Source organism: Microbacterium hydrocarbonoxydans, from assembly GCF_000956475.1.
In the GTDB taxonomy this organism is placed as follows: Bacteria; Actinomycetota; Actinomycetes; order Actinomycetales; family Microbacteriaceae; genus Microbacterium; species Microbacterium hydrocarbonoxydans_A.
Genome location: NZ_JYJB01000010.1, coordinates 710,920 through 726,784 on the forward strand (window position 1 = coordinate 710,920; position 15,865 = coordinate 726,784).

Here is a 15,865-nt window from a genome sequence, read left to right on the forward strand (position 1 = left end):
GAGCATCTGAGGCTCGGTGCGTCGGCGGGCTCAGCACCGGTTCATTCGGATCAGCCGGTCGTCGCGCCCTCGGCGGCGGACCGCACGAGACGCGAGTACTTGGCAAGAACGCCACGGGTATAGCGCGGGGGAAGCGGCTCCCAGCCAGAACGGCGGGAGGCGAGCTCCGACTCGTCGACGAGTAGGTCGAGAGAACGAGCTGCGATATCGACCCGTATCAGATCACCATCGCGCACGAAGGCGATAGGACCTGCGTCCACCGCTTCGGGTGCTATGTGGCCGATGCACAGGCCGGTTGTGCCGCCTGAGAATCGTCCGTCTGTCAAGAGTAGTACATCTTTTCCGAGCCCCGCGCCCTTGATGGCGGCGGTGATCGCGAGCATCTCCCGCATGCCGGGCCCGCCCTTGGGGCCTTCGTAGCGGATCACGATCACGGTGTTCTTCTCGATCTCGCCGTTGGCGACGGCATCCATCGCCGCCCGCTCCCGCTCGAAGACGCGCGCGGTGCCCTCGAATACCGCGGCATCGAAGCCCGCGGTCTTCACGACGGCACCCTCGGGAGCCAGTGAGCCGTGCAGGATCGTGAGCCCGCCCGTCGCGTGGATCGGGTCGTCGAAGGTGTGGATGACCTCGCCATCGATCGGCATGGGGTCGAGCTCGGCGAGGTTCTCGGCGAGCGTCTTTCCGGTGACCGTGAGCGCGTCGCCGTGCAGCAGCCCCTCGTCGAGCATCGCCTTCATGATCACCGGGATGCCGCCGTGCCGGTCGACGTCGTTCATGACGTACTTGCCGAAGGGCTTCATGTCGGCGACGTGCGGAACCTTGTCGCCGATGCGGTTGAAGTCGTGCAGGCTCAGCTCGACCTCGGCCTCGCGGGCGATGGCGAGCAGGTGCAGCACGACGTTCGTCGAGCCGCCGAGCGCCATCGCCAGCGCGATCGCGTTCTCGAAGGCCTCCTTGGTGAGGATGTCGCGGGTCGTGATGCCCTGACGAAGCAGGTTCACGACCGCTTCGCCCGAGCGGTGCGCGAAGTAGTCGCGGCGGCGGTCGGCCGCAGGCGGGGCCGCGGATCCTGGCAGGCTGAGTCCGAGCGCCTCGGCGACCGACGCCATGGTGTTCGCGGTGTACATGCCGCCGCAGGCGCCTTCGCCCGGCGCGATCGCGCACTCGATGCGCTTGAGGTCCTCTTCGCTCATGAGGCCGGCCCGGCATGCGCCGACGGCCTCGAACGAGTCGATGATGGTGACGTCCTTCTCGGTGCCGTCGGAGAGCTTCACCCATCCGGGTGCGATGGAGCCGGCGTACAGGAACACGCTCGACAGGTCGAGTCGGGCACTGGCCATGAGCATGCCGGGGATCGACTTGTCGCATCCGGCGAGCAGCACGGAGCCGTCGAGGCGCTCGGCCATCATCACCGTCTCCACGGAGTCCGCGATGACCTCGCGCGAGACCAGCGAGAAGTGCATGCCCTCGTGGCCCATGGAGATGCCGTCGGAGACCGAGATGGTGCCGAACTGCAGGGGGTAGCCTCCGCCGGAGTGCACCCCCTCCTTCGCTCCCTGAGCGAGCCTGTCAAGGCTCAGGTTGCAGGGCGTGATCTCGTTCCAGCTCGAGGCGATGCCGATCTGCGGCTTGTCCCAGTCGGCGTCGCCCATGCCGACCGCACGGAGCATCCCCCGGGAAGTGGTCGCCTCGATGCCGTCGGTGACGACGCGGCTGCGGGGTTTGATGTCGACGGACTCGGGCGATTCGGGATCATGCGAGGACATGCAGGAAGTCTATTCCCGTGCGGCGCCTCGTATGTCAGCGACCACGCTGAGAAGCGGAGCGATCTCCTGTGGACTTCCGACACGCAGGATCGCGGATGTCGCTCCCTCGCCCACACGCACGCCCAGGTCGCCCTCGCCGAGCACCCCCATCGCGTCCTCGTCTGTGACGTCGTCGCCGGCGAACAGGATGCCGGTGGCATCGAACTGTGCGCGCAGCGCGACCATCGCGGCATCCTTGCCCTCGGCGCGCGAGGAGAACTCCAGCACGTGATGCCCGGGACGACGACGCCATTGCGGAAAGCGCTCGGCGACGAGCGCGTCGACCTCGGCGAACACCGCCTCCTCGACCTCGGGCGCTGCACCGCGCGTGTGCACGCCCACCCCGTATGTCTTCGGCTCGAACTCGACGCCGTCGTATTTCGCGACGATGGGGCGCACGGCGGCCCACAGATCGTCGCGTTCCGCGTCGCGCGCCTCCGCCACGGGTTCGGTCAGGCCGATCCCCGGGTACCAGTACTGTGCGCCGTGCGACCCTGCCAGCACCACGGGCGAGTCGTCATGGTGCTCTGTGATCACCCGCAGGTCGTCCATGCTGCGGCCGGAGACGTACGCGACGACCGTGTCGGGCAGGGCGCTCAGCCGCTCGACCTGCGCGACGATCTCCGGCAGCGCCCGAGCCGACATCGGCTCCAGCACGAAGGGCGACGCCGTCCCGTCGAAGTCGAGTGCGACCACGAGCCGCGGCGTCCGCGCGATGGCGGTGAGCGCGGCATCCGAAGTTCCTGGGGTCCAGGTGCGGGTCATGACATCTCCGATCTGCTGCTGTTCATCCGGCATCCGCACGACTCAGCGCGGATGGACCTCGTCCAGGGCGCGGAGGAACGACGACGACCAGGCGTCGACGTCGTTCTCGAGCACGCGCTTGCGCAGCGCGCGCATCCGGCGGCCCTGTTCCCGTGGCGGCATGTGCACGGCCTCCATGATGGCGTCCTTGAGGCCCTCGATGTCGTGCGGGTTGACCCGGACGGCCTGGCGAAGCTCGTCGGCAGCGCCGGTGAACTCGCTGAGGACGAGCACGCCGCGGTTGTCGGCGCGCGTGGCGATGTACTCCTTCGCGACGAGGTTCATGCCGTCTCGTAGGGCCGTCACGAGCATGACGTCCGCCGCGAGATACAGCGCCACCATCTCCTCGCGCGGGTATCCCTGATGCAGGTAGCGGATCGCGGTGTGCCCCACGGTGTCGGTGTCGCCGTTGATGCGGCTGACGGCGAGCTCGATCTCGTCGCGCAGGTGCGCATACGCGTCGACGCGCTCGCGGCTCGGGCTCGCGACCTGCACCAGCGTCACGTCCTCGACGTGCAGACGCCCCGCGGCGAGCAGCTCGCCATAGGCCTTGATCCTGTGCCCGATCCCCTTGGTGTAGTCCAGGCGATCGACCCCGAGCAGAATGCGTGCGGGGTTGCCGAGGCTCTCCCGGATCTCCGCTGCTCGCGCCTGCACCTCGGGACGCGCGGCGAGCTCGATGTACGGAGCCGTGTCGATCGAGATGGGGAACGCGCGTGCGACCGCGGTCCGGGTCTCCCCCGGGCCGCTGGGCACGGACACCGCCGAGCCCTTGACCTCGTAACGCAGACGACGACGGACCGCCGTGAGGAAGTAGGTCGCGTCCTGAGCGCGCTGGAATCCGATCACGTCGGCCCCGAGCAGGCCCCTGAGCACCTGGTCGCGCCAGGGCAGCTGTGCGTAGAGACCGTGCGCGGGGAACGGGATGTGGTGGAAATACCCGATCGTGACATCGGGGCGCAGCTCGCGCACCATCTGCGGCACGAGCTGGAGCTGATAGTCATGCACCCACACCGTGCCGTCCTTCGCGACCGCGGACGCCGCGGCTTCGGCGAAACGCCGGTTGACGACGACGTAGGCCTCCCACCATTCGCGGTGATACTGCGGCGGCGCGATGACATCGTGGTAGAGCGGCCAGATCGTGTCGTTCGCGAAGCCCTCGTAGTACTCGGCGACCTCCTGGGCGCTGAGCGTCACCGGGATCAGATCGATTCCACCGATCTCGAACGGCTCGAGTTCGAGATCGGCCTGGCCCGGCCACCCCACCCAGGCGCCGTGCGCACTGCGCATCATCGGCTCGAGTGCGGCGACGAGACCGCCCGGAGAGGTGCGCCACTCCTCCTCGCCGTTCGGACCCTCGATGCGGTCGACGGGAAGTCGGTTCGCTACGACGACGAAATCTGCGACGGCCATGGTGGTCTCCTCACGCGTGCGGTCACTCCAGGCTACCCAGGCGGGCGCTCAATCGACGCGACGCCGGTGTATCGCGCTGAGACGCCAGTTCACGATGCCTGCGGTGAAGGCGACCGCCGCGGCGATGATCGGCAGAACGAGAGCGGTCGAGGTTCCGACGTTCTCTGCGATCTGGCCCGTGAGCGCTGCGCCGAGCGACTGCCCGACGACGATCGCCGAGCCGAGCATCGTCATGACCGTGGCCGAGCGCCCGAGCGGGCTGCGTGCGGCGCCGAAACTGTACTGCGTCACGAGGGTGGGGCCGATGCCCGCGCCCATGATGCCCAGCGCGACCATCATCGCGCCGGGCGAGTCCACGAACGGGAGCAGCAGGGTGCCAGCGAGGAGGATGCCGCTGAAGGCGAGCCAGCGCGCCCTCATCGAGAAGCGGGGCGGGAGCCAGGCGACGCCCAGGGCGAGGATCGCGGAGCCGACCCCCATGACCCCGTACAACACCCCGGCCTGCTCGGCAGCACCGCGATCGGCCATGAACGAGGTCAGCGCGGTGAGCATCGTCCCGAAGAACAGGCCGACGCCGAGAGTCCCGATCAGCACGATCAGCAGCTGAGGTCGGAAGAGCTCCCCCACGGCCGACGGCGCGGAGCCGTCTGCGTTGCGCTGCTTCGACACCGCGCGTGCACTGGGATGCAGGCCGAACGCGCCCACGAACACGACGATGAGGATGGCGGCGATCGCCAGGGGCGCCCATGGCGCGATCGCGGAGGCCAGGATGCCGACCAGGAATGGTCCGAAGACGAACACGGTCTCGTCGGCGGCGGATTCGTAGGCCATGGTGCCTGAGATCGTGCGCTGCCTGTTCTGCTCCGGCATCCGATCGGCGATGATCGTGACCAGCCGCGACCGCGACATCGGGGCGACCTGCGGCGCCGTCGCTCCGATGCCGAACGCCGCGAGCAGCACGAAGACGTCCACGGCCGCGCTGTAGACGACGAATGTGAAGGCGACGAGCGCTGCGGCGTTCGCCACGGCGAGGACCACGAGAACGGGGCGCTGCCCGAACCGGTCGGCGGCCGCGCCCAGCAGCGGACCGAAGCACGCGGTGCCGAGCCCGACGGCGGCGGAGGTGAGCCCGCCGAGCGACAGGGACTCCCGCGCGGAGACGACGACGGTCAGAACGCCGACCACCATCATGGCGAACGGGAGACGCGCGACGAACGCGATGACGAAGTACGGAAGACCGGCGATGCGGAACAGGCTCGGCTGAGAAGGATTGTGCATGGAGGTTGGCTCTCGCGCGCCGAACCGGCGCGTGTCCGGGTGCCGCCGTTGTCCATCGGGAAGCCGATGTCCGGTAGATGCACGACTTGCGGTCGCGGCGCACCGCGACCGTTCCAGGCTACCGCGTCACACCGCGCGGGGCCTGACAGTCCTCGCAGTAGCCTGTTCGTCATCCGCGTGAGGAGGAGCCATGACGATGACAGAGACCCGCACCGCGCTGCCGGAGCGTTCGCGTCGAGCAGGATCGGCGAAGACCTCGCCCGTGCGCGATCTGCTCGCTCTCACGGAGCGGCCCGAAGTGATCTCCTTCGCGGGCGGGCTCCCTGCCGCCGAGCTGTTCGATCTCGACGGCATCCGCTCCTCCTACGACGAGGTGCTGCAGAGCCCGACCGTGCTGCAGTACTCGACTTCCGAAGGCAACCCTCTCCTGCGCGAAGAGATCGCCAGGCAGTATGCGGCGGCCGGGCTGCCCACCGACCCGGCCTCTCTCCTCGTGACGACCGGCTCACAGCAGGCGCTCGGTCTGCTCTCGACCGCGCTTCTCGACCCCGGCGACACCATCCTCGTCGAGGAGCCCTGCTATCTCGCGGCTCTTCAGACCTTCGCGCTGGCCGGCGCGCGGGTCATCGGGGTGCCGTACCTGGGCGATCATCTGGATCTCGACGCTCTCGAGTCGCTCGCGCGCGAGCACTCCCCGAAGTTCCTCTACACGGTTCCCACCTTCCAGAATCCGACCGGGCGCACCCATGGCATCGAGGCGCGGAAGCGGATGGCGAACGCCGCCCGGCGACATGGCTTCCGGATCATCGAGGACGAGCCCTACCGTCAGCTTCGCTACTCGGGAGACGAGCTGCCGTCGATAGCGACCTTCGCTCCCGAGCATGTCCTGAGCCTCGGCAGTCTCTCGAAGGTGATCGCACCGGGACTGCGCATCGGATGGATCCGCATGACGGCCGACGTCCGGGACGCCGTGACCATCGCGAAGCAGGCAGCGGACCTGCATACGTCCACGATCGATCAGGCCGCGGCCGCGCACTACCTCACCTCCGGCCGCGCCCCCTCGGCTCTCGAGCGCATCCGCACGGCGTACTCCGACCGAAGGGATGCGATGCTCGCCGCTCTGCCGTCGGCGCTGCCCTCGGGGAGCACGTGGAACCGCCCCGACGGCGGGATGTTCGTCTGGGCCCGGCTGCCGGAGGGGATGGATGCCTCAGCAGCGCTGCCGGGAGCGATCGCTCACGACGTCGCCTATGTACCGGGAGCGCCGTTCTTCGCCGGCGCTGCGGACGAACGGGCGCTCCGCCTGTCTTTCACGACCTACTCACCTGACAGAATCCGCACCGGGTTGTCAAGGCTCGGCGCAGCCTGGGATGCACCGGGTAGCGTGAAGGGATGAACTACCTCTTCGGCACCGGACTCATCGGCGCGATCACCGCAGGAAAGACGCTTCTCAGCGGCTCGCGCAACGCACCGATCACGTGGCGCGCCGTCCTCGCGTGGGCGAGCTGGGGTATCACGGTCGCTCTCGCGATCGGCGCCGTCGTCGACGTGTACCGCGCGAACCGCGGACTCCCGGTCGCACCGGATTCGCCGATCGCGGCGAAGCAGGCCAAGGAGCGAGAGAAGGCCGAGAAGCAGCGGGCGAAGGAGCGGGGGCGCAATCGGAAGTGACCGGTAGGCGCCTCCGTCCAGCGCCGATCAGCGCGTGAGGATGAGAGCCTCGCCCTGGCCGCCTCCCCCGCAGAGCCCGACCGCGGCGATCCCCGCACCTCGGCGCGCGAGTTCATGCGCGGCATGCACCACGAGGCGCGCGCCGGAGGCTCCGATCGGGTGACCGATCGCGATCCCGCCGCCGTGGATGTTCACGATGTCGCTGTCGAGACCGAGTTCCGTCTGAGTGCGCGCCACGACAGCGCCGAACGCCTCGTTGATCTCGACGATGTCGAGGTCTGCCGGCGCGATCCCCTGCTTCTCGCAGGCCTTCTCGATGGCTCGTGCGGGCTGAGCCTGCAAGGAGTTGTCGGGACCGGCGGTCTGGCCGCTCGCCCCCACTGTCGCCAACACGGGCCAGCCCTTCGCCTCGGCGGTCCCGCGCGTCGTCACGACGACCGCCGAGGCGCCGTCGGAGATCTGCGAGGAGTTGCCGGCCGTGATCGACCCGCCCTCGGCGAACGCCCCGCGCAGGCCGGCGAGGGATTCGACCGTCGTGTCGGGACGCACGCCCTCATCGGCCGTGACCGAGAGCGCGGGCCCGCGCCGCTGCGGCACCTCGACCGCCACGATCTCGGCATCGAAGACGCCCTCCTCCTGTGCGGCGGCGGCGCGCTGGTGAGACAGCGCGGCGACGGCGTCCTGCGCCTCTCGAGTGAGCTCGTAGCGGTCGTTGTGACGTTCGGTCGATGCCCCCATGCTCTCGCGGTCGTACGCGTCGGTGAGTCCGTCGAAGGCCATGTGGTCGAGCACCTCGACGCTGCCGTAGGTCCAGCCGTCGCGTGACCCCATCAGCAGGTGCGGGGCGCGGGTCATCGACTCCATGCCTCCCGCCACGACGACCTCGGCATCCCCCAGCCGGATCATCCGCGCCGCGTCGATGATCGCGGTGAGGCCCGAGAGGCACACCTTGTTGACCGAGTGCGCGGGGACCTCCCAGCCGATGCCCGCACCGATCGCGGCCTGACGCGCCGCATTCTGGCCGGAGCCGGCCGCAAGCACCTGCCCCATGATCACGGCATCGACGTCGCCCGCGTCGATGGACGCCTGCTCGAGTGCGCCGCGGATCGCGAACGCTCCGAGCTGCGGGGCGGTGAATGACGACAGCTGCCCCTTGAGTCGACCCTGCGGGGTGCGGGCCGCAGCGACGATGACGATGTCTGTGGCGCTCATGAGTTCATTCCTTCGCTGATGATCAGTGCGGGTTCGGTGGCGGCGATGACGTCGTCGACGGAGACCCCGGGTGCCGTCTCGACGAGGACGAGACCGGCATCGGTCACGTCGATCACCGCGAGGTCTGTGATGATCCGGTCGACCACGCCGCGACCGGTGAGCGGCAGGGAGCAGTCGTTCACGATCTTCGCCGAGCCGTCTTTCGCGACGTGCTCCATCAGGACGATCACGCGCCCGGCGCCGTGCACGAGGTCCATCGCGCCGCCCGGCCCCTTGACCATCTTGCCGGGGATCATCCAGTTCGCGAGATCGCCTGTGGCGGACACCTGCATGGCGCCCAGGATGGCGGCGTCGATCTTTCCGCCGCGGATCATCCCGAAGCTCGTCGCGGAATCGAAGAACGCCGACCCTGGCAGCACCGTCACCGTCTCCTTGCCCGCGTTGATGAGATCGGGATCGACCGCGTCCTCGCTCGGGTACGGGCCGACCCCCAGGATGCCGTTCTCGGACTGCAGGACGACGGTCACGCCCTCGGGAACATAGTTGGGCACGAGCGTCGGCAGGCCGATGCCGAGGTTGACATAGGCGCCGTCCTGCAGCTCTGCAGCGGCGCGGGCTGCCATCTGATCGCGTGTGAGCGCCATGTCAGGCTCCTTCCGAAGCGGGTGCAGCAGCAGAGACCGTGCGCCGCTCGATGCGCTTGGGGATGTCGGTGCCCACCTCGACCATGCGGTGCACGTAGACGCCGGGGAGGTGGATGCTGTCGGGGTCGAGCTCACCGGGTTCGACCAGCTGCTCCACCTGAGCGATGCAGACCCGTCCGGCCATCGCCGCGAGCGGGTTGAAGTTGCGCGCCGCCTTGTTGAAGACGAGGTTGCCGTGGCGATCGCCGTAGGCAGCGTGAACAAGGGCGAAGTCTGTCGTGATCGCTTCTTCGAGCACGAACTCGCGGGGCTCCCCGTCGACCTCGAAGGTGCGGACGTCCTTGCGCGGCGAGGCCACGGCGATGCTTCCGTCGGAGTTGTAACGCCGGGGCAGTCCGCCCTCAGCGACCTGCGTGCCGACGCCGGTCTGCGTGTAGAAGGCCGCGATCCCCGATCCCCCCGCCCTGAGCTTCTCGGCAAGCGTTCCCTGCGGGGTGAGTTCGAGTTCGAGCTCACCAGAGAGGAACTGGCGCTCGAACTCCTTGTTCTCGCCGACGTACGAGGAGGTCATCTTGCGGATGCGCTGCGCGCCCAAGAGCACCCCCAGCCCCCAGTCATCCACACCGCAGTTGTTGCTGACGATGCGGAGATCCTTGGTCCCTTGGGCCAGCAGGGCTTCGATCAAGGCGATCGGGTTTCCCGAGAGGCCGAAGCCGCCGACAGCGAGGGAGGATCCATCGGAGATGTCGGCGACGGCATCCGCTGCCGAGTTCCATTGCTTGTCGATCACGCGTGCTCCTTCGAAGACGTGTCCTGCCTCCAGCATCCGCCAGCTCTCACGCACGACGGAAGGCCCTTCTTGTGATGTGGTCGATCTGGAGGGTAGCGTCCACATTATGGAATCGTCGTCCCGCAGCGTCCCCGGCGCGCAGGCCATCGCCCGCGCCGCGCTGCTGCTGCGCCTGGTCACCGCGAGCGGTTCTGACGGCGCATCGTTGCAAGACCTGGCACGCTCCTCCGAGCTTTCCCGCTCGACCGTGCATCGCCTGCTCAGCGCGCTCAGGGCGGAAGGTCTCGTCGATCGCGACGACGAACGGAGCCGCTGGATGCCCGGCCCGGAGCTTTTCCTGATGGGCACGGTCGCCGCGGCACGGTACGACGTCACGGAGCTCGCACGCGACATCGTGCGCTCGCTCGCGGTGAAGACGGAGGAGAGCGCGTTCTTCTCGGTGCGCAGGGCCGACGAGACCGTGTGCCTGCTGCGCGAGGAGGGCTCGTTCCCGATCCGGTCGTTCGTGCTCAGCGAGGGCGTGCGATTCCCGCTGGGCGTCGCGAGCGCAGGACTCGCGATCCTGTCGTTCCTGCCTGACCATGATGTGGATGCCTACATCGCCCGGCACCCCGAGCTCGCGTCCGCCTGGGGGCGGCAGCACGCGCCGGCGCCCTTGCGCACACGTCTCGCCGAGACCAAGGAGCGCGGGTACGCCCTCAACCCCGGACTCATCGTGGAGGGCAGCTGGGGACTCGGAGCCGCGGTCTTCGACCGCGCCGGCCGCCCCGAGTGGGCGCTCAGCCTCACCGGCGTGGAGTTCCGCTTCGGCCCCGATCGCATCGCAGACCTCGGCCGCACCCTGATGGCGCATGCGCACCAGCTCTCGAACAGGATCGCCGCCCGGCACTGAATCAGATACATACCATTGGGTATATACTTTTTGGTATGGAACGTGCGGAGATCATCCCCTCGATCGTGCTGTCGGGCTACGCGCTCGCTCGCATCGCCGCCCACGAGGCGGGCAACGAGGCGCCGGCCGCGCAGTGGCGGGTGCTGAGTCTGCTCAACCAGCAGGGCGGAAGGCGGGTCGGCGAGCTGGCCGCGGCCTCGCGGACGACCCAGCCGGGCATGACCCGGCTGATCGGCGGCCTCGAGCGCGACGGTCTCGTGCTCCGCTCCCCCGATCCTGACGACTCTCGAGCGATCGTCGTCGAGATCACGCCCGCGGGGGCCACCGCGCTGAACGACTGGCGCGCCGAGTTCCGAGACATCCTCGCCCCTCGCTTCGCCGATCTCGACGACGACGACTGGGCGACACTGACCCGCGCGGCCGAGATCCTCGCCACGCACACCGCAACACAATCGACAGGAGCAGTACGTTGAACACCCCCGCACCGTCCGTGTGGAAGCAGCCCGCCCAGGTCTGGGCCGTCGCCTTCGCCTGCGTCGTCGCCTTCATGGGCATGGGCCTGGTCGATCCGATCCTCCCCGCGATCGCCGAATCGCTCGAGGCGACACCGGTGCAGACCGAGCTTCTCTTCACCAGCTATCTGGCAGTCACGGGCCTCGCGATGCTCGTCACGAGCTGGATCTCCAGCCGCATCGGCGCCAAGAAGACGCTCCTCATCGGCCTCGCCCTGATCGTGGTGTTCGCCCTGTTCTGCGCGCTCAGCGGCAGCGTCGACGCCGTGATCGGCTTCCGCGCCGGCTGGGGCCTGGGCAACGCGCTGTTCATCTCGACCGCGCTCGCGACGATCGTCGGCGCAGCGTCAGGCGGCAGCGGGGCCGCCATCGTCCTCTATGAGGCCGCTCTCGGCCTCGGCATCGCGATCGGCCCCCTGCTCGGCGGCATCCTGGGCGAGCAGAGCTGGCGCGCCCCGTTCTTCGGCGTCGTCGTGCTCATGGCGGTCGCGTTCGTGGCGATCCTCCTTCTGCTCAAGGGCGCAGACGAGAAGCGCGAGCCCGTGCCGTTCTCCGCTCCGTTCAAAGCGCTGGGCCGGCCGGCGCTGGCCACTCTGGCGATCGCGGCCCTCTTCTACAACATCGGCTTCTTCGTGCTGCTCGCCTTCTCTCCGTTCCCGCTGGGATTCGGCGCCATGGGCATCGGCTTCACGTTCTTCGGCTGGGGCGTCGCACTGGCCATCACCAGCGTGTGGGTCGCTCCGATCCTGATGCGCCGCATGAAGCGCACGAGCATCATCTTCACGGTGCTTCCGCTGCTCGCCGTCGACCTGGTCGTCGCCGGCCTGCTGGTCGGATCCGCGACCGCCCTCGTCATCTGCATCATCATCGGCGGCCTGCTGCTCGGGGTGATGAACACCGTGCTCACCGAGGCGGTCATGGAGGCGACCGATCTGCCGCGCTCGGTCGCGTCCTCGGCCTACTCCGCCGTGCGCTTCCTCGGCGGCGCGATGGCTCCTCCGATCGCCGCCGCGCTGTGGCACGGCTTCAACGCGACCGTGCCCTACCTGTTCGCGGCCGCCGCAGTGCTGATCGCCGCGCTCACGGTGCTCATCGGGCGCAAGGCGCTCGCGCACATCGACGACGAGGCGGTTGACGCGGCCGAGGACGCGCAGGCGATCCTGCTCGGCGACGCCGCCTGACGAGTTCTCGACGAGCCTGCCGCGTTCGGTATTTTGGGGCGATGACAGCTCCCGATCTCCCCGAACGCAGCAGGCTCGTCGTTCAGCATCTGGCGGATGCCGGAATCGAGACGAGCATCCGCGTGCTGCCCGATTCAGCTCGCACCGCTCCCGAGGCGGCTGCCGCCATCGGGTGCGACGTCGCCGCGATCGCCAACAGCCTGGTGTTCCTCGCCGACGGCTCTCCCGTGCTGGTCATGACAAGCGGCGGACATCGCGCAGACCTCGCAGTGGTGGCCCGCAGCATCGGCGCCGGGGATGTGGCGATGGCCCCGGCATCCGTCGTCCGCGCCTCCACAGGACAGGCGATCGGCGGGGTCGCACCGACGGGACACCCGGCTCCCCTGCCCACCTACATCGACGAGGCGCTCGCCGAGCATGACGAGCTCTGGGCCGCCGCAGGGCACCCGCACACGGTCATGCCGCTCACGTTCTCCTCACTGCAGAAGCTCACCGGCGGCCAGGTCATCGCCGTCGCCTGAACGCTACTTCACTGTGACGGTGATCTCTGCGGACTTCTGCTCGTCGGGGTCGTCCGGCACCGCACCCCGGAACTGGTACTCGAACGCGACCACGGTCGTCCCTGCGCCCGTGGCCTCGAACCGGTAGCTGAGGTCGCTGGATGATCCCGGCGCCGGATCCGGATCGTCGGAGACGTACTCCGATTCGCCCTCCCCGAGCACCGCCGAATCAGGCTTCGTCGTGATCACCCAGTCCGTGCCCACAGACGAGTTGATCTCGCCCATGTGAACCACCAGGGTCTCCCCGACATGCACTGTGACCGCGCTCTGCGTGTACTCGATCGTCTTCTCCGCCGGACCGGTGCACGCCGTCAGCGCCGCACACGCGGCCACAAGAGCGGCCACACCCGCCAGTGCTCGTCTCATCGATCTCATGACGCCCTCCGCGGGTCACGCTATCGCAGCACCCACGCCGGACGCAGAAAAGCCCCGGAAACTGGCGAGAGTTTCCGAGGCTGATCCGTGCACCCCCAGGGACTTGAACCCTGAACCCACTGATTAAGAGTCAGTTGCTCTGCCGATTGAGCTAGAGGTGCGTGGCCCGGGAAGCATCCCCGGCCGAGGAATTACATTACCAGCGGTTGGGCCGCATGCGAAATCGAGGCCCGGCCTTCGCTCTCCCCGCGCGTGTCGCAGCATGTCGCCGCCCCAGACGGCGCTCAGATCCGACGGCTATCCTTGGTGCCGTGACCGCCTCCCCCCGCGCCGACGATCTCTCCCCCGACCTCGCCCTCGCTCTGCGGCTCGCCGACGCGGCCGACGAGCAGTCGCTCGCCCGCTTCGACAGCCCGGACCTGCGCATCTCGACGAAGGCCGACAACTCCCACGTCACCGATGCCGATCTGGCCACCGAACGGGCGATCCGGGCGATCATCGAGGCCGAGCGCCCCGACGACGGCATCTTCGGCGAGGAGTTCGGATCTCAAGGCGGCGCCCAGCGGCAGTGGATCATCGATCCCATCGACGGGACTGCCAACTTCCTTCGCGGCGTGCCGCTGTGGGGCACCATGATCGCCCTCGCTATCGACGGCGTCCCGCAGGTCGGCGTCGTCAGCATGCCGGCCCTCGGTCGTCGCTGGTGGGCTACGACGGGCGGCGGAGCGTGGACCGCGACGGATACCGGGCCGCGGCGTCTGAGCACCTCATCCGTGTCCACCCTCGACGACGCGAGCGTGAGCTTCCAGAGCATCGCACAGTGGTCCGAGTCGGGACACCTCGATCATCTGCTCGCACTCGCGGGCCGCGTCTGGCGCGACCGCGCGTACGGCGACGTCTTCGCGTACATGATGCTCGCGGAGGGTCGCCTCGAGATGGTCGCCGAGTTCGGCGTCAAGGAATACGACATCGCCGCGGCGGTCCCGATCGTCCGGGAAGCCGGCGGCCGGATGACCTCCTTCGACGGCGCCGAGACGATCTCCGCCCAGTCGACACTCGCAAGCAACGGCATCCTCCACGATGCGTTCCTCGCCCTCCTGCACGACTGACACAGGCCTCGAGATCCGAGATGACTCCCCGCACCCCCGTCGCCGCCCTCTCCGGGCTGCTCCTCGCCGCCGCGCTGACGGCGTGCTCCGGCGCACCGCAGGCGGCACCGACGCCGGCGGACACGGCGCCGGCGAACACGCCCGAACCCACCGTGCAACCCGTGCAGACCCAGGCACCCGTGGCGAGCACCGACGAGCCGGCGTGCGACACGATCATCACCGACGGCACCGTCGAGGCGCTGACGTCGATCGGGTGGACGCCGAAGCAGCAGGACTTCGTCATCGGCGACATCGCGCTGCCCGAGGGGATGCTGTGCTTCTGGGCCGACTACTCGGTCGCCACGGATCACGGCCAGCTCTACGGCTGGGCGGAGATCTCCGATGAGGATGCGGCCGCCGCACAGGCGTCGCTGCTCGAGAGCGGGTGGCTCCGCGAGAACGGCCCGGAGGGAAGCTACTTCACCGAGGATCCGCAGTTCTCGCTCGGCACCGACGAGGAGGGCTACGGCATGACGTACCTGTTCGGCGACGGCTGGGTGAAGCTCTCCGACACAAAGCAGGGGCTGATCCTCATCGACTGGGCCCGCTGAGGCCACCCGCCCTCCGACGGTAAGCTTCCGGTCAGCGCATCGATGCGCGATGGCAATCGCAGGGGGGAACGCACGCATGACGACGGACGAGCCGCGACCGGATCCGCTGCAGCAGCGAGTGCCGCTCGCACCGCCCGTCTTCGCGCCCCCGCTCACTCCGGCCGAACCCGCCGTGCCTCTGCCGCAGCAGACGCCCCCTCAGGCTGCACCGGCCGACGCGCCGGCTCCACGCAGGCGCAACACGGCGGTCATCGCCCTCGCGATCGCGTGCTCCGTACTGCTCCTGGCGACGCTCGGACTCGGAGCCACGACCGCGATGCTGCTGCTCGGTGGAGGCTCGACGTCCGCACCTGAGTCGAGCCCCGCTCCCACGTCGACCACCACCGGCACGGCCACCACCGACGCTGACGCCACCGTCCAGGGATTCCCCGTTCGGGTCTTCTCCGACCTCCGCGTGCACCACTTCGCGCTATCGACGGGAACCGGCGTCCCCACGCTGTACGCCCTCGTGACGAACACGAGCAGCAACCAGGTGGCCAAGACGTCGTTCGACATCACCGCGTACGATGCCGATGGCCGCGTCATCGATCGGACGCTGGACATCTTCTATCTCCTCCCCGATCAGACCTCGATGCTGGACGCGGGCTTCCTCACGGATATCGATGACCTCGACCACTTCACGATCGAGCAGCTGGACATCGAGTGGATCGACCCTGCCATCACCGGAGGCGCGACCATCAGCGAAGCGCGCACCGGCGACGGCTATGTCGAGGCGGACCTCGCGTCGACGCTGTCAACATCTGCGGAGTACACCGAGGTGTACGCGGCGGTCTTCGTCGACGACAAGATCGTCGGGGTCTGCTACGACCTCGTCGACTTCCCGGCGAGCGCGGGGACGCTCACGGTCTCATGCGGGCTCGATTCTGCCTGGAGCGACGACGAGGTCGACGTCGAGGATCTGCCGGCGGATGCCGAGGTCGATGTGTTCCTCAAGATCGATTACACGTTCGGCGAATGACCAGGGCG

General features: G+C 68.6%; 17 protein-coding genes and 1 tRNA gene. 9 read left to right on the forward strand and 9 right to left on the reverse strand.

Annotated features, from left to right (window positions below; genetic code table 11):
* Positions 1-50: 50 nt before the first annotated feature.
* The 4 genes from ilvD to RS84_RS16040 are packed head-to-tail and all read right to left on the reverse strand — an operon-like array spanning position 51 to position 5,303.
* A complete protein-coding gene (gene ilvD, locus RS84_RS16025) occupies positions 51-1,769 on the reverse strand; it encodes a dihydroxy-acid dehydratase (RefSeq protein ID WP_045258757.1) in 1,719 nt (572 codons plus the stop codon).
* Between the two features lie 9 nt (positions 1,770-1,778).
* The gene (gene otsB, locus RS84_RS16030; protein ID WP_045259257.1) at positions 1,779-2,573 is read right to left on the reverse strand and encodes a trehalose-phosphatase; all 795 of its coding nucleotides are present in this window, start codon (positions 2,571-2,573) and stop codon (positions 1,779-1,781) included.
* Positions 2,574-2,615: 42 nt separating this feature from the next.
* On the reverse strand, positions 2,616-4,025 hold the full coding sequence (locus RS84_RS16035) for an alpha,alpha-trehalose-phosphate synthase (UDP-forming) (protein WP_045258758.1): 1,410 nt from the start codon (positions 4,023-4,025) through the stop codon (positions 2,616-2,618).
* 48 nt (positions 4,026-4,073) lie between these two features.
* Positions 4,074-5,303 carry an MFS transporter gene (locus RS84_RS16040; RefSeq protein ID WP_045258759.1) on the reverse strand — a complete coding sequence of 410 codons (1,230 nt, stop codon included), beginning with the start codon at positions 5,301-5,303 and terminating at the stop codon, positions 4,074-4,076.
* Between the two features lie 190 nt (positions 5,304-5,493).
* Here RS84_RS16040 and RS84_RS16045 point away from each other — a divergent pair, with 190 nt between their 5' ends.
* Together RS84_RS16045 and RS84_RS16050 are read left to right on the forward strand one after the other, a co-directional pair.
* Entirely contained in the window at positions 5,494-6,699 is a 1,206-nt protein-coding gene (locus RS84_RS16045) for a PLP-dependent aminotransferase family protein (RefSeq protein ID WP_235281509.1), read from the forward strand.
* A complete protein-coding gene (locus RS84_RS16050; RefSeq protein WP_045258760.1) occupies positions 6,696-6,974 on the forward strand; it encodes a hypothetical protein in 279 nt (92 codons plus the stop codon). The genes RS84_RS16045 and RS84_RS16050 overlap by 4 nt, the downstream gene beginning before the upstream one ends.
* A gap of 27 nt (positions 6,975-7,001) precedes the next feature.
* Here the strand turns inward: RS84_RS16050 and RS84_RS16055 are convergent, their stop codons facing one another.
* The 3 genes from RS84_RS16055 to RS84_RS16065 are packed head-to-tail and all read right to left on the reverse strand — an operon-like array spanning position 7,002 to position 9,620.
* The gene (locus RS84_RS16055; RefSeq protein ID WP_045258761.1) at positions 7,002-8,186 is read right to left on the reverse strand and encodes an acetyl-CoA C-acetyltransferase; all 1,185 of its coding nucleotides are present in this window, start codon (positions 8,184-8,186) and stop codon (positions 7,002-7,004) included.
* Positions 8,183-8,830: a CoA transferase subunit B gene (locus RS84_RS16060; RefSeq protein WP_192626762.1), complete on the reverse strand. Its 648-nt coding sequence runs from the start codon at positions 8,828-8,830 to the stop codon at positions 8,183-8,185. The genes RS84_RS16055 and RS84_RS16060 overlap by 4 nt, the downstream gene beginning before the upstream one ends.
* Position 8,831: 1 nt before the next feature.
* Positions 8,832-9,620, reverse strand: coding sequence for a CoA transferase subunit A (locus RS84_RS16065; protein WP_045259260.1), 789 nt, complete (start codon positions 9,618-9,620; stop codon positions 8,832-8,834).
* A gap of 106 nt (positions 9,621-9,726) precedes the next feature.
* On the opposite strand from RS84_RS16065, the gene RS84_RS16070 reads away from it, so the two are divergent.
* From RS84_RS16070 to RS84_RS16085, 4 genes are read left to right on the forward strand one after another with little or no spacing between them, the layout of a single operon-like run.
* Entirely contained in the window at positions 9,727-10,512 is a 786-nt protein-coding gene (locus tag RS84_RS16070) for an IclR family transcriptional regulator (protein ID WP_045258762.1), read from the forward strand.
* Between the two features lie 35 nt (positions 10,513-10,547).
* On the forward strand, positions 10,548-10,985 hold the full coding sequence (locus RS84_RS16075; protein WP_045258763.1) for a MarR family winged helix-turn-helix transcriptional regulator: 438 nt from the start codon (positions 10,548-10,550) through the stop codon (positions 10,983-10,985).
* Entirely contained in the window at positions 10,982-12,205 is a 1,224-nt protein-coding gene (locus RS84_RS16080) for an MFS transporter (RefSeq protein ID WP_045258764.1), read from the forward strand. Before RS84_RS16075 ends, RS84_RS16080 begins: the two co-directional genes overlap by 4 nt.
* A 41-nt stretch (positions 12,206-12,246) precedes the next feature.
* Entirely contained in the window at positions 12,247-12,726 is a 480-nt protein-coding gene (locus RS84_RS16085; protein ID WP_045258765.1) for a YbaK/EbsC family protein, read from the forward strand.
* A 3-nt stretch (positions 12,727-12,729) separates the two neighbouring features.
* Here the strand turns inward: RS84_RS16085 and RS84_RS16090 are convergent, their stop codons facing one another.
* A complete protein-coding gene (locus RS84_RS16090) occupies positions 12,730-13,131 on the reverse strand; it encodes a protease inhibitor I42 family protein (protein WP_160298185.1) in 402 nt (133 codons plus the stop codon).
* A gap of 97 nt (positions 13,132-13,228) precedes the next feature.
* Positions 13,229-13,301 (reverse strand) — tRNA-Lys (locus RS84_RS16095).
* A gap of 150 nt (positions 13,302-13,451) precedes the next feature.
* Between RS84_RS16095 and RS84_RS16100 the strand changes: the two genes are divergently transcribed.
* The 3 genes from RS84_RS16100 to RS84_RS16110 all read left to right on the forward strand — a co-directional run bounded on the left by RS84_RS16100 (position 13,452) and on the right by RS84_RS16110 (position 15,857).
* Positions 13,452-14,249, forward strand: coding sequence for an inositol monophosphatase family protein (locus RS84_RS16100; protein WP_045258767.1), 798 nt, complete (start codon positions 13,452-13,454; stop codon positions 14,247-14,249).
* A gap of 20 nt (positions 14,250-14,269) precedes the next feature.
* Complete coding sequence (locus tag RS84_RS16105) at positions 14,270-14,839, forward strand: hypothetical protein (RefSeq protein WP_045258768.1); 570 nt, start codon at positions 14,270-14,272, stop codon at positions 14,837-14,839.
* 76 nt (positions 14,840-14,915) lie between these two features.
* Positions 14,916-15,857, forward strand: a complete 942-nt coding sequence (locus RS84_RS16110) for a hypothetical protein (RefSeq protein WP_045258769.1) — start codon at positions 14,916-14,918, stop codon at positions 15,855-15,857.
* Positions 15,858-15,865: the final 8 nt, after the last annotated feature.

Coding starts and splice junctions, on each gene's coding strand:
- RS84_RS16045 (WP_235281509.1), top strand. CDS start 5,494: ATGACGATGACAGAGACCCGCACCGCGCTGCCGGAGCGTTCGCGTCGA.
- RS84_RS16090 (WP_160298185.1), bottom strand. CDS start 13,131: ATGAGACGAGCACTGGCGGGTGTGGCCGCTCTTGTGGCCGCGTGTGCG.
- RS84_RS16055 (WP_045258761.1), bottom strand. CDS start 8,186: ATGAGCGCCACAGACATCGTCATCGTCGCTGCGGCCCGCACCCCGCAG.
- RS84_RS16075 (WP_045258763.1), top strand. CDS start 10,548: ATGGAACGTGCGGAGATCATCCCCTCGATCGTGCTGTCGGGCTACGCG.
- RS84_RS16070 (WP_045258762.1), top strand. CDS start 9,727: ATGGAATCGTCGTCCCGCAGCGTCCCCGGCGCGCAGGCCATCGCCCGC.
- RS84_RS16035 (WP_045258758.1), bottom strand. CDS start 4,025: ATGGCCGTCGCAGATTTCGTCGTCGTAGCGAACCGACTTCCCGTCGAC.
- ilvD (WP_045258757.1), bottom strand. CDS start 1,769: ATGTCCTCGCATGATCCCGAATCGCCCGAGTCCGTCGACATCAAACCC.
- otsB (WP_045259257.1), bottom strand. CDS start 2,573: ATGACCCGCACCTGGACCCCAGGAACTTCGGATGCCGCGCTCACCGCC.
- RS84_RS16050 (WP_045258760.1), top strand. CDS start 6,696: ATGAACTACCTCTTCGGCACCGGACTCATCGGCGCGATCACCGCAGGA.
- RS84_RS16060 (WP_192626762.1), bottom strand. CDS start 8,830: ATGGCGCTCACACGCGATCAGATGGCAGCCCGCGCCGCTGCAGAGCTG.
- RS84_RS16110 (WP_045258769.1), top strand. CDS start 14,916: ATGACGACGGACGAGCCGCGACCGGATCCGCTGCAGCAGCGAGTGCCG.
- RS84_RS16105 (WP_045258768.1), top strand. CDS start 14,270: ATGACTCCCCGCACCCCCGTCGCCGCCCTCTCCGGGCTGCTCCTCGCC.
- RS84_RS16040 (WP_045258759.1), bottom strand. CDS start 5,303: ATGCACAATCCTTCTCAGCCGAGCCTGTTCCGCATCGCCGGTCTTCCG.
- RS84_RS16085 (WP_045258765.1), top strand. CDS start 12,247: ATGACAGCTCCCGATCTCCCCGAACGCAGCAGGCTCGTCGTTCAGCAT.